At 66.4% G+C, this 19,145-nt stretch carries 15 protein-coding genes; 6 read left to right on the top strand and 9 right to left on the bottom strand.

All coding sequences use genetic code 11. The annotated features are described in order from the left end of the window. Positions 1-38 precede the first annotated feature (38 nt). The 3 genes from AAHK21_RS10360 to AAHK21_RS10350 are packed head-to-tail and all read left to right on the top strand — an operon-like array spanning position 39 to position 2,386. Complete coding sequence (locus AAHK21_RS10360) at positions 39-614, top strand: YfiR family protein (protein ID WP_031316726.1); 576 nt, start codon at positions 39-41, stop codon at positions 612-614. Continuing rightward, positions 611-1,882: a diguanylate cyclase gene (locus AAHK21_RS10355; RefSeq protein WP_046857225.1), complete on the top strand. Its 1,272-nt coding sequence runs from the start codon at positions 611-613 to the stop codon at positions 1,880-1,882. The genes AAHK21_RS10360 and AAHK21_RS10355 overlap by 4 nt, the downstream gene beginning before the upstream one ends. 3 nt (positions 1,883-1,885) lie before the next feature. Beyond that, positions 1,886-2,386 carry an OmpA family protein gene (locus tag AAHK21_RS10350; RefSeq protein WP_250888395.1) on the top strand — a complete coding sequence of 167 codons (501 nt, stop codon included), beginning with the start codon at positions 1,886-1,888 and terminating at the stop codon, positions 2,384-2,386. Between the two features lie 40 nt (positions 2,387-2,426). On the opposite strand, the gene AAHK21_RS10345 is transcribed toward AAHK21_RS10350, so the two are convergent. After that, positions 2,427-3,377 (bottom strand): LysR family transcriptional regulator, encoded by a 951-nt coding sequence (locus tag AAHK21_RS10345; protein WP_217868278.1) that lies wholly within the window; start codon positions 3,375-3,377, stop codon positions 2,427-2,429. Between the two features lie 133 nt (positions 3,378-3,510). Here AAHK21_RS10345 and AAHK21_RS10340 point away from each other — a divergent pair, with 133 nt between their 5' ends. Together AAHK21_RS10340 and mmsB are read left to right on the top strand one after the other, a co-directional pair. Continuing rightward, entirely contained in the window at positions 3,511-5,037 is a 1,527-nt protein-coding gene (locus tag AAHK21_RS10340; RefSeq protein ID WP_038707313.1) for a CoA-acylating methylmalonate-semialdehyde dehydrogenase, read from the top strand. 10 nt (positions 5,038-5,047) lie between these two features. After that, entirely contained in the window at positions 5,048-5,938 is an 891-nt protein-coding gene (gene mmsB / locus AAHK21_RS10335) for a 3-hydroxyisobutyrate dehydrogenase (RefSeq protein WP_367857187.1), read from the top strand. A 227-nt stretch (positions 5,939-6,165) separates the two neighbouring features. Here the strand turns inward: mmsB and AAHK21_RS10330 are convergent, their stop codons facing one another. From AAHK21_RS10330 to AAHK21_RS10295, 8 genes are all read right to left on the bottom strand, one after another. Continuing rightward, entirely contained in the window at positions 6,166-6,510 is a 345-nt protein-coding gene (locus AAHK21_RS10330) for a cupin domain-containing protein (protein ID WP_023631693.1), read from the bottom strand. A gap of 205 nt (positions 6,511-6,715) precedes the next feature. Beyond that, complete coding sequence (locus AAHK21_RS10325; protein WP_023631694.1) at positions 6,716-7,648, bottom strand: phosphatidate cytidylyltransferase; 933 nt, start codon at positions 7,646-7,648, stop codon at positions 6,716-6,718. Position 7,649: 1 nt separating this feature from the next. Beyond that, positions 7,650-8,270 carry a 1-acyl-sn-glycerol-3-phosphate acyltransferase gene (locus AAHK21_RS10320; protein WP_046857224.1) on the bottom strand — a complete coding sequence of 207 codons (621 nt, stop codon included), beginning with the start codon at positions 8,268-8,270 and terminating at the stop codon, positions 7,650-7,652. 5 nt (positions 8,271-8,275) lie between these two features. Continuing rightward, positions 8,276-8,695 (bottom strand): hypothetical protein, encoded by a 420-nt coding sequence (locus AAHK21_RS10315; RefSeq protein ID WP_367857186.1) that lies wholly within the window; start codon positions 8,693-8,695, stop codon positions 8,276-8,278. Next, the gene (locus AAHK21_RS10310; protein ID WP_367857185.1) at positions 8,692-10,038 is read right to left on the bottom strand and encodes a phosphatase PAP2/dual specificity phosphatase family protein; all 1,347 of its coding nucleotides are present in this window, start codon (positions 10,036-10,038) and stop codon (positions 8,692-8,694) included. Before AAHK21_RS10310 ends, AAHK21_RS10315 begins: the two co-directional genes overlap by 4 nt. After that, positions 10,038-11,792, bottom strand: coding sequence for a bifunctional alpha/beta hydrolase/class I SAM-dependent methyltransferase (locus AAHK21_RS10305; RefSeq protein WP_367857184.1), 1,755 nt, complete (start codon positions 11,790-11,792; stop codon positions 10,038-10,040). Before AAHK21_RS10305 ends, AAHK21_RS10310 begins: the two co-directional genes overlap by 1 nt. Positions 11,793-11,822: 30 nt before the next feature. Continuing rightward, the gene (locus tag AAHK21_RS10300; protein WP_367857183.1) at positions 11,823-12,428 is read right to left on the bottom strand and encodes a CDP-alcohol phosphatidyltransferase family protein; all 606 of its coding nucleotides are present in this window, start codon (positions 12,426-12,428) and stop codon (positions 11,823-11,825) included. A 124-nt stretch (positions 12,429-12,552) separates the two neighbouring features. Continuing rightward, positions 12,553-13,890 carry an MATE family efflux transporter gene (locus AAHK21_RS10295; RefSeq protein ID WP_367857182.1) on the bottom strand — a complete coding sequence of 446 codons (1,338 nt, stop codon included), beginning with the start codon at positions 13,888-13,890 and terminating at the stop codon, positions 12,553-12,555. Between the two features lie 264 nt (positions 13,891-14,154). Between AAHK21_RS10295 and AAHK21_RS10290 the strand changes: the two genes are divergently transcribed. Then, on the top strand, positions 14,155-19,059 hold the full coding sequence (locus AAHK21_RS10290; protein ID WP_367857181.1) for an alpha-2-macroglobulin: 4,905 nt from the start codon (positions 14,155-14,157) through the stop codon (positions 19,057-19,059). Positions 19,060-19,145: the final 86 nt, after the last annotated feature.

The following is a 19,145-nucleotide window of genomic DNA, read 5'->3' as shown; positions in this document are numbered from 1 at the left end:
GCGGCATTATCCGCAAACATTTTGTGAGATTTTCCCCCATGACTGTGGCTGTCTCGGTCTTGAGACGAGTGACGGGTTGTGCGCTCTCGCTGCTGATGGCCACGCTGTTGTCGACCGGCGCTCCCGCCTGGGCGGGCACTGCCGCGTCGGACGCGCAGGCGCAGCAACGGGCCAAGGCCGTGACCCAGGTGGTACTGGGGATCCTCAGCTACGCACGCTGGCCTGCCGACCCCAACCCCTTGCGCCTGTGCCTGGTTGGCCCTACCGAGTACGCCGACGACCTGATCAAGGGCAATGTGCAGAACTCCGGGCAACCCCTGCAGGTGCGCCGTCTGCTGGCCGACGACCCGAGCGTGGCCAATGCCTGCGATGCCATCTATATCGGCAAGCTCGACAAGCTGGAACGTGAGCGGTTGTTCCAGCGGGTCAACGGTCATCCGCTGCTGAGCATCAGCGAGGCCGATGACCCGTGCACGGTGGGTAGCCTGTTCTGCCTGCGGGTCAGCGACCAGCAGGTGGCGTTCGACGTCAACCTCGACTCGGTGGCGCGCAGCGGTGTGCGCATCCACCCCAGCGTGCTGCAGCTGTCGCGACGGCGGGCAGGGCAGCCATGAAACGTTCAGCCAAGCGCTTCAGCCGGCCGACCCTGCGTGCCGTGCTCGGCCGTCGTCACCTGAGCGTGGCGCTGCTCGCCGCGGGCCTGGCCGGTGTGCTGGTGACCCTGCTCGGTGTGGCGGCGTTGCGCGTCTATGCCAATCACAACCTGCACCTGATCGCCCGCTCCATCAACTACACCGTCGAGGCCGCCGTGGTGTTCGACGACAGTGCCGCGGCCAACGAAGCGCTGGCATTGATCGCCTCCACCGAGGAGGTCGCCGACGCCAAGGTCTATGACAACGACGGCGAACTGCTCGCCCATTGGCAGCGTGATACGCCCGGCGTGATGGCGCAGTTGCAGACCCAGGTGGCGCGCAGCTTGCTGGAAGAGCCGATCAACATGCCGGTGCAACACATGGGCCAGCGCGTCGGGCATATCGAGTTGACTGGGCAGGGTGGCAGCCTGGTGCGCTTCCTGCTCAGCGGCCTGGTCGGGATCCTGGTGTGCACGGTGCTCAGTGCGGTGCTGGCGCTGTACCTGTCTCGGCGCCTGTTCGGCGACATCATCCGGCCCCTGCGCAACCTGGCCAGCGTCGCCCATGCGGCGCGGCGCGAGCGCAGTTTCGACCGCCGCGTGCCGGAAACCCAGATCGCCGAGCTCAACGAGCTGGGCAACGACTTCAATGCCCTGCTCGATGAGCTGGAGGTGTGGCAGAGCCACCTGCAAAGCGAGAACGAAACCCTCGCCCACCAGGCCAGCCACGACAGCCTGACCGGCCTGCCCAACCGCGCCTTCTTCGAAGGGCGGCTGAGTCGCAGCCTGCGCAACGCCGCACGCACCGAAGATCACCTGGCCCTGTTGTTCCTCGACAGCGACCATTTCAAGCAGATCAACGACAGCCTCGGCCATGCGGTGGGTGACGAAGTGCTGATCAGCGTGGCCAGCCGGGTGCGTGCGCAACTGCGCGAGCATGACCTGGTGGCGCGCCTGGGCGGTGACGAGTTTGCCGTGCTGCTGACGCCGCTGCACTCGCGTGAGGATGCGAAGCGCATCGCCGAGAAAATCGTCGCCAGCATGAAGCTGCCGGTGCAACTGGAGGATGGTACCAGTCTGACCACCTCGCTGAGCGTCGGTATCGCCTATTACCCGGACGACGGCCGCGACCCGGCCAGTCTGCTCAATGCCGCCGATGCGGCGATGTACCAGGCCAAGCGCAATCGCCGCGGCCATTGGCAAGTGGCACAGACGGAACGCTGTGCCAACGATGCAAAGAACAGGAGCTGAACCGTGACCAAGCGTTTTTCCCTACTGCGTTTCCCGTTGTTCACCCTGCTGCTGGCGCTGTTCGCCCTCACCGGCTGCCAGAGCGTGCCGCCCAAGGGGCTGACACCCGAGCAGGTCGCCGTCCTCAAACGCGAGGGCTTCGCCCCGACCGATGACGGCTGGGCGTTCGACCTGTCCGGCAAGGTGCTGTTCGGCAGCGACCTGGACAGCCTCAACAGCCAGAGCGAGTCGATCGTCGAGCGCATCGGCAAGGCGTTGCTGTCGGTGGATATCCAGCGCGTGCGCATCGACGGCCACGCCGACGCCTCGGGTAAGGCCGCCTACAACCAGCAGTTGTCCGAGCGCCGCGCGCAGAGCGTGGCCAAGGCCTTGGCCGGCATCGGCATGCAGCCGCAGAACATCCAGACCCGCGGCATGGGCAGCAGCCAGCCGGTGGCGGACAACCGCACTGCCGCAGGGCGCATGGAGAACCGCCGCGTGTCGATCGTGGTGGGGTCGGAGTGATACCGACATCGCGGGGCTTGCCCCGCGATGATGCCTACCCTCAATCCCGCGCGAACTTCATCTCCCGCGTCTCCCCCATCAACAACGGCGCATTGGCCTCGGTCACCTCACGGATGTAATCCCACAGCAGGGTAATCCGCTTCAACTTGCGCAGGTCCTCCCGGCAATACATCCAGAACTGCCGCGTCACCTCGATCTGCTCCGGCAGCACCGTCACCAGCCGTGGGTCCTGCGCCGCCAGGAAGCACGGCAGGATCGCCAGCCCACGCCCCTGCAACGCTGCCGTGTACTGGGCGATCACGCTGGTGCTGCGCAGGTGCGCGTTGGCGTTGGGGATCAGGTTGGCCAGGTACAGCAGCTCCGAACTGAAGGCCAGGTCGTCCACGTAGCTGATGAACGGGTGGCGCCCCAGGTCGGCGATCTCGCGGATCGGCTCGTGGTTGTCCAGGTAGTCCTGGGTGGCATACAGGCGCAGACGATAGTCGCACAGCTTGCAGCACACGTAAGGGCCGTGTTCCGGACGCTCCAGGGCGATGACGATATCGGCTTCGCGCTTGGACAGGCTGATGAAGTGCGGCAGCGGCAGGATGTCCACCGAGATCGCCGGCCAGGCATCGACGAAGTGGCTCAACTGCGGGGTGACGAAGAAGCTGCCGAAGCCCTCGGTGCAGCCCATGCGCACATGCCCCGACAATGCCACGCCCGAGCCCGAGACTTGCTCGCAAGCCATGTGCAGGGTGCTCTCGATCGACTCGGCATAGCCCAGCAGACGTTGGCCCTCGGCGGTGAGGACGAAGCCGTTGGTCCGCGATTTCTCGAACAGCAAAGTGCCCAGCGCCCCTTCCAGTGAACCGATGCGCCGCGACACCGTGGTGTAGTCCACGGCCAGGCGCTTGGCCGCACTGCTGGCCTTGCGGGTGCGCGCTACCTCAAGAAAGAACTTGAGGTCGTCCCAGTTCAGCGCGCTCAGGGAGGTGAGGTCTTTTTGCATGATGATCCGGTTTTTTTGTGCATTCTTGTTGGATGTTTGCACATCTATACTCGATCTCAGCCCCTGTACGCCACCCCGTGTCCATGCCGGCGTAGGCGTCTTCGTTCCGACAATAATTCCAAGGAGAGCGCAGATGAACGCACCCCAGACGCCCGACCAGACCAAGGTCGAGCAGGTCAAGCTGCTGATCGACGGCCAATGGGTCGAGTCGAAAACCACCGAGTGGCGCGACATCGTCAACCCGGCCACCCAGCAAGTGCTGGCGCGAGTGCCGTTCGCCACCGTCGAGGAAGTGAACGCCGCGGTGGCCGCCGCCGAGCGTGCCTTCAAGACCTGGCGCGACACCCCCATCGGTGCGCGCATGCGCATCATGCTCAAGCTGCAGGCGCTGATCCGCGAACACAGCAAGCGCATCGCCGTGACCCTCAGCGCCGAGCAGGGCAAGACCATTGCCGACGCCGAGGGCGATATCTTCCGCGGCCTGGAAGTGGTCGAGCACGCCGCCTCCATCGGCACCCTGCAGATGGGCGAGTTCGCCGAGAACGTCGCCGGCGGCGTCGACACCTACACCCTGCGCCAGCCGATCGGCGTGTGCGCCGGCATCACCCCGTTCAACTTCCCGGCGATGATCCCGCTGTGGATGTTCCCGATGGCCATCGTCTGCGGCAATACCTTCGTGCTCAAGCCGTCCGAGCAGGATCCGCTGTCGACCATGATGCTGGTCGAACTGGCGCTGGAGGCTGGCGTGCCGGCCGGCGTGCTCAACGTGGTGCATGGCGGCAAGCAAGTGGTCGATGGCATCTGCACCCACCCGGACATCAAGGCGATCTCGTTCGTAGGTTCCACCGAAGTCGGCACCCACGTCTACAACCTGGGCAGCCAGCACGGCAAGCGCGTGCAGTCGATGATGGGCGCCAAGAACCACGCCGTGGTGCTGCCCGACGCCAACCGCACCCAGACCATCAACGCCCTGGTCGGCGCTGCCTTCGGCGCGGCCGGCCAGCGCTGCATGGCCACCTCGGTGGCGGTGCTGGTGGGCAAGGCCCGCGAATGGCTGCCGGATATCAAGGACGCGGCGAGCAAGCTCAAGGTCAATGCCGGCAACGAGCCGGGCACCGATGTCGGCCCAGTGGTCTCCAAGCGCGCCAAGGAGCGTGTGCTGGGCCTGATCGAAAGCGGTATCAAGGAGGGCGCCAAGCTCGAACTGGACGGCCGCGACGTGAAGGTGCCGGGCTACGAGCAAGGCAACTTCGTCGGCCCGACCCTGTTCTCCGGGGTGAAGACCGACATGCAGGTCTACACCCAGGAAATCTTCGGCCCGGTGCTGGTGACTTTGGAGGTGGATACCCTCGACGAGGCCATCGCCCTGGTCAATGCCAACCCGTTCGGCAACGGCACCGGCCTGTTCACCCAGAGCGGCGCGGCGGCGCGCAAGTTCCAGAGCGAGATCGACATCGGCCAGGTCGGCATCAACATTCCGATCCCGGTACCGGTGCCGTTCTTCAGCTTCACAGGTTCGCGCGGTTCCAAGCTCGGCGATCTCGGCCCGTACGGCAAGCAGGTGGTGCAGTTCTACACTCAGACCAAGACCGTCACCGCCCGCTGGTTCGACGATGACAGCGTCAATGACGGTGTGAACACCACCATCAGCCTGCGCTAAGGAGCTCGTCATGCGTATCGCATTCATCGGCCTGGGCAACATGGGCGCGCCCATGGCCCGCAACCTGATCAAGGCCGGGCACCAGCTCAACCTGTTCGACCTGAACAAGACCGTGCTGGCCGAACTCGCCGAGCTGGGCGGGCAGGTCAGCACCTCGCCCAAGGACGCCGCCGCCAACAGCGACCTGGTGATCACCATGCTGCCGGCCGCCGCTCATGTGCGTGGCGTGTACCTGGATGAAGAAACCGGCGTGCTGGCCGGCATTCGCCCCGGCACTCCGACTGTGGACTGCAGCACCATCGATCCGCAGACCGCCCGTGAGGTCTCCAAGGCCGCGGCGGCCAAGGGCATCGACATGGGTGATGCGCCGGTCTCCGGCGGCACCGGCGGCGCGGCGGCCGGCACCCTGACCTTCATGGTCGGCGCCAGCGCCGAGCTGTTCACCACGCTCAAGCCGGTACTGGAGCAGATGGGCCGCAATATCGTGCATTGCGGCGAAGTCGGCACCGGGCAGATCGCCAAGATCTGCAACAACCTGCTGCTGGGCATCTCGATGATCGGCGTGTCCGAGGCCATGGCCCTGGGCAATGCGTTGGGCATCGACACCAAGGTGCTGGCCGGGATCATCAACAGCTCGACTGGACGTTGCTGGAGTTCGGACACCTACAACCCTTGGCCAGGCATCATCGAGACTGCCCCGGCTTCACGGGGTTACACCGGCGGCTTCGGCGCCGAACTGATGCTCAAGGACCTGGGGCTGGCCACCGAGGCCGCGCGCCAGGCGCACCAGCCGGTGATCCTGGGGGCCGTGGCCCAGCAGCTGTACCAGGCCATGAGCCTGCGCGGCGAGGGTGGCAAGGATTTCTCGGCGATCGTCGAGGGGTACCGCAAGAAGGATTGACCCGCGAGTGGACTTGATCGCGGATCGCATGGTCTTCCCCCTTGTAACTGCGCACCTTGGGGGAGGGGCATGCGCTCCGCGATTTTTTTTGCCCGCGATCTTCCAGGCAATGAAGCCCCTGTGGGAGCTGGCTTGCCAGCGATGCAGGCAGCGCGGTTTTGGGCACCGGCTTTGCCGGTGATCGCCGGCAAGCCGGCTCCCACAGGATGTGCGTTTTTGCCGAACGATCAGGCAAACACGAAGTACTTGCGCACCGTCTCGACCACCTCCCAGGTCCCTTTCATCCCTGGCTCGATCACGAACACATCCCCCGCCTTCAGATGCTTCGGCTCCTCGCCTTCCGGGGTGACGATGCAATAGCCGTCGAGGAAATGGCAGTACTCCCACTTTTCGTAGTTGACCTCGAACTTGCCCGGCGTGCAGATCCAGGTGCCCATGATCTTGCTGCCGTCGGCGGACAGGTAGGCGTTGAGGTTGACGGTGTGCGGGTCGCCGCCGATGCGCTTCCACTTGGTCGCGTCGACCACCGGGGTCGGGCAGGTTTCGCGCAGGACGGTGATGAAATCGGACATGGCGTGGCTCCAGGTAACGGGTGAGATGACGCGTCACCATAGGGCCATCGACGTACGGGCAGTTGCCTGGGCTCGCCGTCCAGCTGTCAGAGCGCGCTATGCTCAGGTGTTTGCCGGATGCCTTGCAGCGCCTATGAGACCGAGCGCCGCGCGGGCGGCGCTTGATCTCACCGACACTGCAAGGCTTTCGCCAAACCCCAGTACCTCACGCCCACCAGTAACGCACGAAGTGGAAGAACACCGGCGCGGCGAAGCACACCGAGTCCATGCGGTCGAGCATGCCGCCGTGGCCTTCGATCATGTGGCCCCAGTCCTTCACCCCACGGTCGCGCTTGATCGCCGACATCACCAGCCCGCCGAAGAAGCCCATGGCATTGACCGTCAGCGCCATCAGCGCCGCCTGCCAGAAGGTGAACGGGGTGATCCAGCACAGCAGCGCGCCGACCAGGGTAGCCAAGGCCACGCCGCCGGCCAGGCCTTCGACGGTCTTCGACGGCGACAGGTTGGGCGCCACCTTGCGCTTGCCGAACAGCTTGCCGCAGACGTACTGCAGCACGTCGCTGATCTGCACCACCAGGATCAGCCAGGCGATCAGCAGCAGGTTGCGGCCTTCGTAGCCGGGGATGTCCAGGGTCATCAGCGCCGGCACCGAGGACACGCAGTACACCGCGATCATCAGGCCCCACTGCACCTTCGAAGCGCGCTCGAGGAAGCGCGTGGTGTCGCCGCCGAAGCTGGCGAGGATCGGCAGCAGCAGGAACAGGTACACCGGGATGAAGATGCTGAACAGGCCGTACCAGTCCATGGCGATCAGCAGGTACTGCACCGGCAACGCCACGTAGAACGCCGCCACCAGGGCGGGGTAGTCGCTGCGTCGGGTCGGGGTGAGGGTCATGAACTCGCGCAGGGCGTAGAACGAGACGCCGTAGAACAGCACGATGACGCCGTACTTGCCGAACAGGAAGGCGATGCCGATCACCAGCACCATCACCCACCAGGCATTGATGCGCGCGTTGAGGTTGTCGATCACCGCATGTGGCGCGGGGCCGGCACGCCACTTCAGCAGGCGGCCGACGAGGCTGGCGAGCAGCAGCAGGGCGCCGATACCGGCGAACAGCGACAGGGTGTTGTGATCCATCTCAGGCTTCCTTCGGGGCCAGGTTCAGCAGGGCCTGGCGGGCCCGCTCGAGAAAGGCATGCTTGGCTTCGTCCGGCTGCAGGTGCAGCGGCTCGCCAAAACTCAGGGTGCACAACAGCGGCAGCGGCAGGGCGCGCCCCTTGGGCATGACACGGTTGAGGTTGGCGATCCACACCGGCACCAGCTCCACCTGCGGGTTGGCCGAGGCCAGGTGGAACAGGCCGCTCTTGAACGGCAGCAGCGGGTCATCGGTGAGGTTGCGCGTGCCTTCCGGGAAGAAGATCAGCGAGTCACCCTGGGCAAAGGCATCGAGCACCGGTTGCAGCGGGTTGCCCTCGCTGGCCTGCTGGCGATCGATCAGCACTCCGTTGAACACCTGGCGGATCAGGAAGTCGCGGATGCCCGGTTTGCACCAGTAGTCGGCGCCCGCCACTGGCCGGGTACGGCGGCGTAGCGGCTCGGGCAGCGCGGCCCAGAGCAGCACGAAGTCGCCGTGGCTGCTGTGGTTGGCGAAGTACAGGCGCTGCACCGGTTGCGGCGTGCAGCCCAGCCACAGGGCGCGGGCACCGGTGATCAGGCGGGCGGCGGAGGTGATGACGAAGGCAGTCAGGCTGGCGAGCATCGGGGTTATCCGGTGAAGGGGAGGGTGACGGCGAGCAGCACCTGCGCGGCCAGGCACAAGGCCTGACGGCGCAGCAGGGCCAGGGCGGCCTCGCTGCGCGCAGGCCAGCCGCGTGGATCGTCGGCGGTCGGTTTCAGGCGCAGTTCGAACAGGGCACGGTCCAGGGCCTGGGTATCGGCGGGCAGGTCGTCGCGGCTGGCGAGCCGGGCGAACAGCTCGGCATCCAGGGCAACGCGTATGGCCCAGTACTTGTGCACCAGGCCAAGCGCCAGCAACGCTGCGCAGAACACCCGGGGCAGCGCTGGCAACGGCACGCCCAGCATGGGCGCCAGGCTGCAGGCCAGGGCCAGCAAGGTGATGCCGTCCGACCAGCGCTCCAGTTGGCGACCACGGGCGAGCAGGCTGGCGACGACGAGCAGGTTCATGGCCGTGTCTCCAGCGGCTGCAGGGCCTGGCGGTGGGCTGGATGCAGTACCACGCCGGGGCGCGCCTGGCGGATCAGTGTTTCGGCATGCGAGATTGCCTTGCAGCGACCGCTGACCACCAGCCAGGCGGCGACCGCGCTGGCGCTGCGCGAGTAGCCGAGTGCGCAGCAGACCAGTACCGGGCCGTGCCGGCGCAGGTGTTCGATAGCCTCGGCAGCTTGCTGCAAGGTCTGCGTGTCAGGGGCGACCAGGTCTAGTGACGGCAGATTCAGGTAGGACTGCGAAGCCTGTGGCGTCTGCTCGTGGGAGCGCGCTTGCCCCGCGATGAGGGCTCTGCAGGCCAGCTCCGCGCTGAGGTCGATCACCGCCTGGAACTGCACCGCGTCACCCGCGCCCGGCACACGCCCGAGGTACACCCCCTCGCACACCTCATCCGCCTGCGGGTGGCGCCAGGTCCACAGCCTTGAATTGATCCAGGCTCCAATCAGGTAAGGCGCCAGCAATGCCGTCGCCGCGACCGACAGCCGGCCATCGCTGCCTTTCTGGAAACCTTGCGCCCCGAACAGCGCATAATTCAACGCTACCAACAGCAATGAAGCCGCAGGCCAGAGCAGCCACAAGGCGGTGTGTCCCAGCTTGAAGCCGAGCACCGCCAGCAGCAGCGCACCCAGTCCATAACGCAGCGCCAGCCGCCAGCGTTTGGGATCGCGTGCCAGGCGCGCCTGCTGCCAGGGCAGCGGCCCTTGTTGCGGCCACAGCCACAGGCAGACGAACCCGGCCAACGCTCCGGTCGGTACATCGATGAAGTGATGCTGCCAGGTGCTCAGGACCGACAGCCCGATCAGCCCCATCCAGCCGTGCACCAGCCAGCGCCAGGCTGGATGCCGCGTATGGCGGGCGAACATCGTCCAGATGATCATCAACAGCGCGATATGCAGCGAAGGCGCCTGGTTGTAAGGCTTGTCGAAGCCCATCAGCACATCGAACAGCCAGCCGAACAGCCCTGACAGCTCGGGGCGCTCGAAGGTGAAGCGCAGCGGCCAGAGCAGGAAGCAGGCCACGCAGATCACCTGTGCCGTGAGCAATGCCAGGGCATGTCGGTCCATCTCGCGACGTGTCCGCGGCAGCAGGAACGACAACCCGTACAGCAGGTCGATCGACCAGTACGGAATGATCGTCCACGGCGACAGCGGCATGTGCCGTTCCCAGGCGAACACCAGGCTGCCGATATCGTCGCGTCCGGCCGTGTAGGAGTTGGCCAGGCCGTAGCTGAGGAAAAACAACGGCCCGAGCAGCAACAGCCAGAGCACGCCGCGGCGGATCAGCCCGGTTTCACGGGCCATCAGCGCACCCGCTGCGCCAGGCTGACGCTGAAGATGCCCCATTCATCGATGCGCTGGGTGATCTTGCGGAACCCTGCGGCCTCGACCAACTGATCCATCTCTGCCTGGCTGCGTCGGCGCATCACCCAGGCCTGGCCGCCGCGGTGGCTGGTCAGGGCGCGGGCGATCATCTCCAGCTGCGGATGCCAGGGCTGGCCGGTGTAGACCAGGTAGCCGCCGTCCTCGACGGCATCGGCCAGGCCCGCCAGCGAATTGCCGACCAGCTCGTTGCTGGCGAACAGTTCGTAGAGGCCCGAGACCACCGCGAGGGTGGGGCGTGGGGTGAGGCTGGCCAGGCTTTGCCGATCAAAGGCATCACCCTGGACGAAGCGGGCGATCTCGCCGAGGCCTTTTTCGCTGATCAGTGCGTTGCCCTGTTGCACGTTCAACTCGCTGTAGTCGCGCAGCAGGATCGAGTCGGGCAGTTGCTGCAGGCCTTGCAAGGCCTCGAGGATATAGCGGCCATGGCCGGCGGCGATATCGACGATATGGACCGGGCGCTGCTGCTCGCGCAACTGGGCGATGGCCAGGCGCAACAGCTCCTCGACGTTCAGCTTGCGCTGGCGGATACCGCGCCAGCCGATGGCGTCCAGGTAGTTCCGGTCGACCAGCTCGCCCAACCGGCCTTTGCCGGTCGGCGTATTGCGGTAGACGTAGTCGAGGGTCGAGCCGGAGTCGAAGCCGGTGTCGAAGCCCAGTTTCACCCCCTCGGAAAGGCCTTTGCCCAACCGCAGGCCGGCGCGGGTGGCGCGCCAGTAGAGGTCGCGTGGCGAATGGCGTGGCAACGGCGCAGCCAGGCTCTCGGCCTCGGCGCAGCTGGCGCCGCTCCTGTCGGCGTCCAACAAGGAAGGGCGCGCTGGCGGCGCGTCGAAGCAGTGCTCGACGAAGCGTTCGATCCGCGCCAGGGCGTGGGCGCGGTCGCGCTCGCCAAGGGTGTCATGGAAGAAGCCGGGCAGGACGTGCTTTTCCTTGCGTGCGCTGCCCAGGCGATCGAAGAACTGCTCCTGCGGCTTGCGCTCGACCACCAGGTCCGCGCCGGAGATCAGTAGTTGCGTCGGCACCTGGATCGCCTGCGCGTCGGCCACCACGCGGTCGGCGGCGTCATACAGGCCCAGCAGCATGGTGACCGAAATGGGCCGGCTGATCAGCGGGTCGGCGACATACGACATGACCCGCTCCGGGTCATGGGTCAACAGGCGCGGCTTGACGTAGCTGTTGACGAAAAAGTTGCCGCGCAGGGCCTTCATCAGCTTCAGCCCAGGGCGGGCGAAGGGCACATAGAGCTTGACCTTGAACGCCGGCGAGGCGAGCACCAGGCAGCGCACCCTGGGCGCATAGTCGTGGGCCCAGGTGGCGATCAGCACCGCGCCGACGCTTTGCGCCAGCACCACCATGTCGGGTTCGGCGATGCCATGCTGGGCCTGGAGGTGCTCGATGAAGGTCTGCACGTCGCGCACGCTTGTGGCGAAGCCTGGGCTGTCGCCGCGTGCTCCTGGCGATTGGCCATGGCCGCGGGCGTCCCAGGCGAAGAAATCATAGCCGGGCATGTTCAGTTCGTCGGCCAGGTGGGCCATGCGCCCGCCGTGCTCGTGGCCACGGTGGAACATCACCACGGCGCGGCGTGGTTGATGCTCGTTGCGCGTGGCGGGCCAGTGGCGATAGTGCAGCTCGACGCCGTCATGGGTGCAGAAATGCAGCGATTGCGCTTGGCGCATGGCGAATATCCTTGTCCGGCAGCGAGGGGCTCAGCGGGTTTCGGCCAGGCCGTGGCGAACCCGGTTGTACAGGGTATAGAGCGAGAGCAGCAGGATCACCAGCAACAGGCCATTGATCCAGCTCGCGGCCAGCAGCCCGAATGCCACGCCGGTGCCCAGCACGCCGAAGGCGAAGGCCCGGTCGCTCTTGCCCATCGGCCCATCGTAGCGGCGTGACGCGCCGGCCAGCGGGCCCATTACCCCGGCGTATTCGCTGATCACGGCGAACACCACCACCAGCACCACCAGTGTCGGCGAAACGCCGGGCAGCAGGGCGAACGGCAGGTACAGCGCGGTGTCGGCGATCACGTCGCACAGTTCATTGAGGTAGGCGCCGAGCCTGGACTGCTGGCCGAACTCGCGGGCGAGCATGCCGTCGACCGCGTTCAGCGCCATGCGCAGCAGCATCCACAGCGGTATCAGGATGAACAGCCAGGTGACCTGGTGCTGCCAGGCGAGCAGCAGTCCAAGGACGATGGAGACCGCCGCGGCGGCGACGGTGACCTGGTTGGCGGTGACGCCACGCTCGTACAGGCGTTGCACCGAAGGGCGCAGCAGCGCCTGGAAGCGGGGTTTGAGCTGGTAGATGGATGGCACGGCGAATTCCCTGTCATGGTGCGGCATGGCCGCGATTGTGGGGAATCAGGCCGGGCGCAGGCAAGGGGGCAGGCGAGGGCTTTCGCCTGGTTTCGTGACGCAGCGCTGCAAAGCGGCGCCGCTCTCAGTGAATCCAGCGGTCGCGCTGCTGCAAACGCCACCCCAGCCACCCCAGCGTCACCGCCCGCAACACCATGAAGCCGAGGAACGCCCACCACAGCCCATGGTTGCCGAACCCACGCATGGCAAGTGCCAGGGGCAGTGCGACCGCCACCGACAGCAGCATCGCATTGCGCATCTCGCGTGCCCGCGTCGCGCCGATGAACAAGCCATCGAGCAGGTAGCTCCACACCGCTACCAATGGCAGCACCGCCAGATAGGGCATATAGGGATACGCGGCTTCGCGCACACTGGCGATGTCGGTCTGCAGGTCGATGAACAGGTGCCCGCCGAGCAAAAACAGCACGGCGAACACCAGGCTGACGATCAGTGACCAGCCGCAGGCTACCACCAGTGCCTGCTTCAGGGCACTGCGGTCACGGGCGCCGATGGCATGGCCGCACAGGGCCTCGACCGCATGGGCCAGGCCATCGAGGGCATAGGCGGTGAGCATCAGCCCATTGAGCAGCAGGGCATTGGCCGCCACCGTTGCCTCGCCCAGGCGCGCACCCTGCACGGTGAGCAGCAGGAACACCAGTTGCAGGGCCAGGCTGCGCAGGAAGATGTCGCGGTTGACCGCCAGCAGCGGTCGCCAGCTCTGCCAGCGTTTCAACGCGGCCCAGGCGACCTGCCCTGGGTAGGCGCGCAAGGCCGGGCGGGTGAGGGCCAGGCCGAGCAGGGCAGCGCTCCATTCGGCGATCACCGAGGCCCGCGCCGAGCCGACCACCCCCCAGTCCAGGCCAAGCACGAACCACAGATTCAGGGCGATGTTGAGCAGGTTGGTGGTCAGCAGGATCGCCAGCGGCGCCCGGGCGTTCTGGGTGCCGAGGAACCAGCCGACCAGGGCATAGCTGGCCAGTGCTGCCGGCAGGCCGAGCAGGCGGGTGTGGAAGAAGGCTTCGATCGAGGCATGCAGCGCCTCGCTGGGCTGCATCGCCTGCAGTGCCAGCTGGCTGAAGGGCAGGGCCAGCAGGCCGATCAGCACGGCGAAAGCCAACGCCAGCAGCAGCCCCTGCACCAGCACCTGGCGCAGCGCGGCGCCGTCGGCGCGGCCGGCGGCCTGGGCGGCGAAGCCGGTGGAGCCCATGCGCAGAAAGCCCAGCAGACCGACCATGAAGGTGAACAGCGTGGCACCGACGGCCACCGCGCCCAACTGATGGGCATGGGGCAGGTGGCCGATCACCGTGCTGTCGACCAGCGCCACCAGCGGCACCGAGATGTTGGACAGGATCATCGGCGCGGCCAGGGCCCAGACCTTGTGATGAGTGGGGCGGTTGCGCCAGGCGGTGGACAGTGAAGACATGCACATCCTTCATATCAGGACCGCTTCGCGCCCCATCGCCGGCAAGCCGGCTCCCACAAGGCGGCCTCGATCCCTGTGGGAGCCGGCTTGCCGGCGATGGGACGCGAAGCGGCCCCTTGCAAGATCAAAAGCGCTCATTGTACCGGCCCGGCAACCTATTGGCGCGAACACGGTCTCACTTGCCGCGCATCGCCAGGAAAGCCTCGAGCCGTTGCGCTATAGTTGCCTCCCTCACGTACACGCTGCCGAAGAGTTCTCTCTCAAATGCTCAACAAAGGATTGTTGCTGGCCTGCGCGCTGGCCCTGCTCAGTGCCTGTGATTCTTCCACCCCGGACAAGCCATCGGCGCCTGCCGCTGACGCCGCTGCCGTCGCGCCCGTCGAAACCCGGACGGCCAAGCGCGAAGATCCGGCAGTGCTCGCCAAGCGCTATGCCGGCCGCGAGTTGACCGTGCTGGACGTCTCGGAAGTGCAGCTCGACGGCGCCAGCACCCTGTCGGTCAGCGTCTCCGCGCCGCTGGACGCCAATCAGGACTTCGCCGGCAAGTTGCACCTGGTCGACACCGTCAAGGGCAAGGTCGACGGTGCCTGGGAACTCTCCGACAACCAGATGGAACTGCGCCTGCGCCACCTGGAGCCGCAGCGCAAGATGGTCCTGACCATCGACAAGGGCCTGCTCTCGGTCAACGGCAACCAGCTGCAGGCCGAATCGGTCAGCCGCTTCGAGACCCGCGACATGCAGGCCACGGTGGGCTTCGCCAGCCGCGGTTCGCTGCTGCCAACGCGCCTGGCCGAAGGCCTGCCGGTGATTGCCCTGAACGTCGACAAGGTCGATGTCGAGTTCTTCCGCATCAAGCCGGACATGCTCTCGAGTTTCCTGGTCAACTGGGGGCGCAACAGCAGCCTGTACTACTACCAGTCCAAGGAAACCCTGGAGATGGCCGAGCTGGTCTACAGCGGCCGTTTCGACCTCAACCCGGCGCGCAATACCCGCGAAACCGTGCTGTTGCCGATCGCCGGGATCAAGCCGCTGCAGGAGCCAGGCGTGTACCTGGCGGTGATGCGTGCCTCGGGCACCTATGACTACTCGCAACCGGCGACCCTGTTCACCCTGAGTGACATCGGCGTCTCGGCGCACCGCTATCGCGATCGCCTGGACGTATTCGCCCAGGCCCTTGAGGGCGGCAAGGCGCTCAAGGACGTCACCCTCGAACTGCACGACGACAAGGGCAAGCTGCTGGCCCAGGCCAAGACCGACGGCGACGGCCATGCGCAGCTGCCGATCACCGCCAAGGCCGATACGCTGATCGCCACCCAGGGTGTGCACACCACCCTGCTGCGTCTGAACACCGCGGCGCTGGACCTGGCCGAGTTCGACATCACCGGGCCCCAGGCCAACCCGCTGCAGTTCTTCATCTTCGGCCCGCGCGACCTCTATCGCCCAGGCGAGACCGTGCTGCTCAACGGCCTGCTGCGCGACCAGGACGGCAAGCCGGTCAAGGCCCAGCCGGTGAACGTGGAAGTACGCCGCCCCGATGAGCAGGTCAGCCGCAAGTTCGTCTGGGAGGCCGACCAGAACGGCCTGTTCCAGTACCAGCTGCAACTGGCCAGCGAAGCGCCGACCGGCCGTTGGCAGTTGCTGCTCGACATGGGCGGTGGGCGCAAGCAGGTCTATGAATTCCTTGTCGAGGATTTCCTCCCCGAGCGCCTGGCGCTGGAGCTCAAAGGCAGTGCCGCGCCCCTGGCGCCGGACCAGACCGCCACGATCCAGGTCAATGGCCGTTACCTCTATGGTGCGCCCGCCGCCGGCAACCGCCTCAGTGGCCAGGCCTACGTGCGCCCGCTACGTGAAGCGGTGAAGGCGCTGCCGGGCTACCAGTTCGGCGCGGTTACCGAGACCGAGCTGAACCAGGACCTGGAACTGGACGAAGTCACCCTCGACCAGAACGGCAAGGCCCGCATCGACATCGAAAGTCGCTGGGCTGAAGCCCGCTCGCCGCTGCAACTGACCGTGCAGGCCAGCCTGCAGGAGTCCGGTGGTCGGCCGATCACCCGGCGCCTGGAGCAGCCGATCTGGCCAGCCGAGCGCCTGCCGGGCCTGCGCGGCCTGTTCGACGGCGAAGAAACCGACGGCGACGGCCCGGTGGAGTTCGAGTTTCTGGTGGCTGACCGCGACGGCAAGAAACTGGCTGCCGACAACCTGAAGGTACGGCTGATCCGCGAGCGCCGCGACTACTACTGGAACTACTCGCAGAGTGATGGCTGGAGCTACAACTACAACGAGAAGTTCCTCACCCAGGCTGAAGAAACCGTCAGCGTGAAGGCAGGTTCCACCGCCAAACTGAACTTCCAGGTGGAGTGGGGCCCGTACCGCGTCGAGGTGGAAGACCCGCAGACCGGCCTGGTCTCCAGCGCCCGCTTCTGGGCCGGCTACCGCGCCCAGGACAACGCCGAGGGCGGCGCCGTGCGCCCCGACCAGGTGAAGATCGCCCTGGACAAGCCAGCCTACAAGGAAGGCGGCACCGCCAAGGTCACCGTCACCCCGCCGGCCGCCGGCAGCGGCTACCTGATGATCGAGTCCGCCGACGGCCCGCTGTGGTGGCAGGAAATCGAGGTGCCGGCCGAGGGCAAGACCTTCGATGTCGAACTGGACAAGAAGTGGGCACGCCACGACCTGTACATCAGCGCCCTGGTGATCCGCCCAGGTGAGCGCAAGGCCAACGCCACGCCGAAACGCGCCGTGGGCGTGCTGCACCTGCCGCTGGATCGCGCCGAGCGCAAGCTGGCCGTGTCGCTGCAGGCACCGGAGAAAATGCGGCCCAAGCAACCGCTGACCGTCAAGGTCAAGGCGGTCAACGCCGATGGCAGCGTGCCCAAGCAGGTGCATGTATTGTTGTCGGCGGTGGACGTGGGCATCCTCAACATCACCGACTTCAAGACCCCCGATCCGTTCGCCAGCCTGTTCGGCCGCAAGGCCTACGGCGCCGACCAGCTGGACATCTATGGCCAGTTGATCGAAGCCGGCCAGGGCCGCCTGGCCAGCCTGGCCTTCGGCGGTGACGCCGCCATGGCCAAGGGCGGCAAGCGCCCGAACACCACGGTGACCATCGTTGCCCAGCAGAGCCTGCCGGTCACCCTCGATGAAAAAGGCGAGGGCCAGGCCAGCGTCGATATTCCCGATTTCAACGGTGAGCTGCGCCTGATGGCCCAGGCCTGGACCGAGGAACACTTCGGCATGGCCGAAGGCAAGACCGTGGTCGCCGCGCCGCTGATTGCCGAGCTGTCCGCGCCGCGCTTCCTCGCCGGTGGCGACCAGACCCGCCTGGCGCTGGACCTGGCCAACCTGTCCGGCCGTGACCAGCAACTGAGCGTGCAGGTGTCCAGCGAAGGCCAACTGAGCCTGGTCGGTGGCGCGCAGCAGAACTTCAGCCTCGCCGAAGGCCAGCGCACCACCCTGATGATCCCGGTGCAGGCCCAGGGTGGCCTGGGCCAGGGCAAGGTCCGCGTGCAGGTCAACGGCCTGCAGCTGCCGGGTGAGCCGGCCAGTACCTTCGAGCGTGAATGGACCCTGGGTATTCGCCCGGCCTACCCGGCGATGCTCAAGCACTACCGCGTGGCCCTCAAGGACCAGCCCTGGAGCTTGCCCGACAGCGACCTGGCCGAGTTCGAGCCGGCGGGCCTGGAGGCCAGCCTGGCGTTGTCGAGCCGCCCACCGCTGAACCTTGCCGAGCAGATCCGCGCCCTGGAAGCCTACCCCTACGGCTGCCTGGAGCAGACCACCAGTGGCCTGTACCCGTCGCTGTACGCCGATGCCGACAGCCTCAAGCGCTTGGGCATCAAGGGAGAACCGGCCGATGTGCGCAAGCGCAAGATCGAGATGGGCATCGAGCACCTGCTGGGCATGCAGCGCTACAACGGCAGCTTCGGCCTGTGGAGCTCGGACAGCGAGGAGGAATACTGGCTGACCGCCTACGTCACCGACTTCCTGCTGCGCGCCCGCGAGCAAGGCTACGGCGTACCGGCCGAGGCGCTGAAGAAGGCCAGCGAGCGCCTGCTGCGCTATGTGCAGGAGCGCAACCTGATCGAAGTCGACTACAGCCAGAACGCCGACCACACCCGCTTCGCCGTGCAGGCCTACGCCGGCCTGGTGCTGGCGCGCAGCCAACAGGCGCCGCTGGGCGCCTTGCGCAGCCTGTTCGAGCGTCGCGCCGACGCCCGCTCCGGTTTGCCGCTGGTGCAACTGGCCGTGGCGCTGGACAAGATGGGCGACAAGCAGCGTTCGCAGCAGGCGCTGCAGGCGGGCCTGGCGGTCACCCGTGGCAAAGGCTGGCTGGCCGACTACGGCAGTGCGTTGCGTGACCAGGCGTTGATCCTGTCCCTGTTGCAGGAGAACAACCTGGCCGCCAATCAGGTCGACCAGCGCCTGTTCGGCCTGTCCGACGAGCTGGCCGCCAACCGTTGGCTGTCCACCCAGGAGCGCAATGCGCTGTTCCTTGCCGGTCGGGGCCTGCTGGGCAAGCCGGAAGGCAACTGGAAGGCCCGCCTGGACAGCGCCGGAGAGATCCGCGAGTTCGACAACAATGACTCGGGCATGAAGCTCGAGGGCCCGCTGCTGGCCTCGCCATTGACCGTGCAGAACCAGGGTGGCGACACCCTGTACCAGCAGCTGACCCTGTCCGGCTACCCGCGCCAGGCTCCGGCCGCCAGCGGCAATGGCATGGAAATCCGCCGCGAGTACCTGGGCATGAATGGCCAGACGCTGGATGTGCGCAACCTGCGCAGCGGTGACCTGGTGCTGGTGCACCTGGCGCTCAAGGCCCAGGACCAGGTGCCCGACGCCCTGGTGGTGGACCTGCTGCCGGCAGGCCTGGAGCTGGAGAACCAGAACCTGGCGCAGAGCGCCGCCAGCCTGGACAACGCCAGCAGCGCGGTGAAGCAGTGGCGCGAGTCGATGCAGAACGCCAGCGTGGTGCACCAGGAGTACCGTGACGACCGCTACGTGGCCGCGCTCAAGCTCGACAGCTACGGCACCACCCACCTGCTGTACCTGGCCCGTGCGGTGACACCGGGCAGCTACCGCATTCCGCCACCGCAGGTGGAGTCGATGTACCGGCCCAACCTGCAGGCGATTGGTGATAGCCAGGGTGAGATGATTGTAAGAGCTCGCTGACCCTCAAGCTGTGAGCTGCAAGCTACAAGAGAAAGCAGTCGATGCAGGCTGCTTTCAACTTGTGGCTTGTAGCTCCAAGCTTGCAG

Origin of the sequence: Pseudomonas sp. TE50-2 (genome assembly GCF_040813665.1) — a bacterium.
GTDB classification, from domain to species: Bacteria; Pseudomonadota; Gammaproteobacteria; order Pseudomonadales; family Pseudomonadaceae; genus Aquipseudomonas; species Aquipseudomonas soli.
Note: the sequence above shows the minus strand (reverse complement) of the source record. Positions and strands in the feature narration are given on the sequence as shown.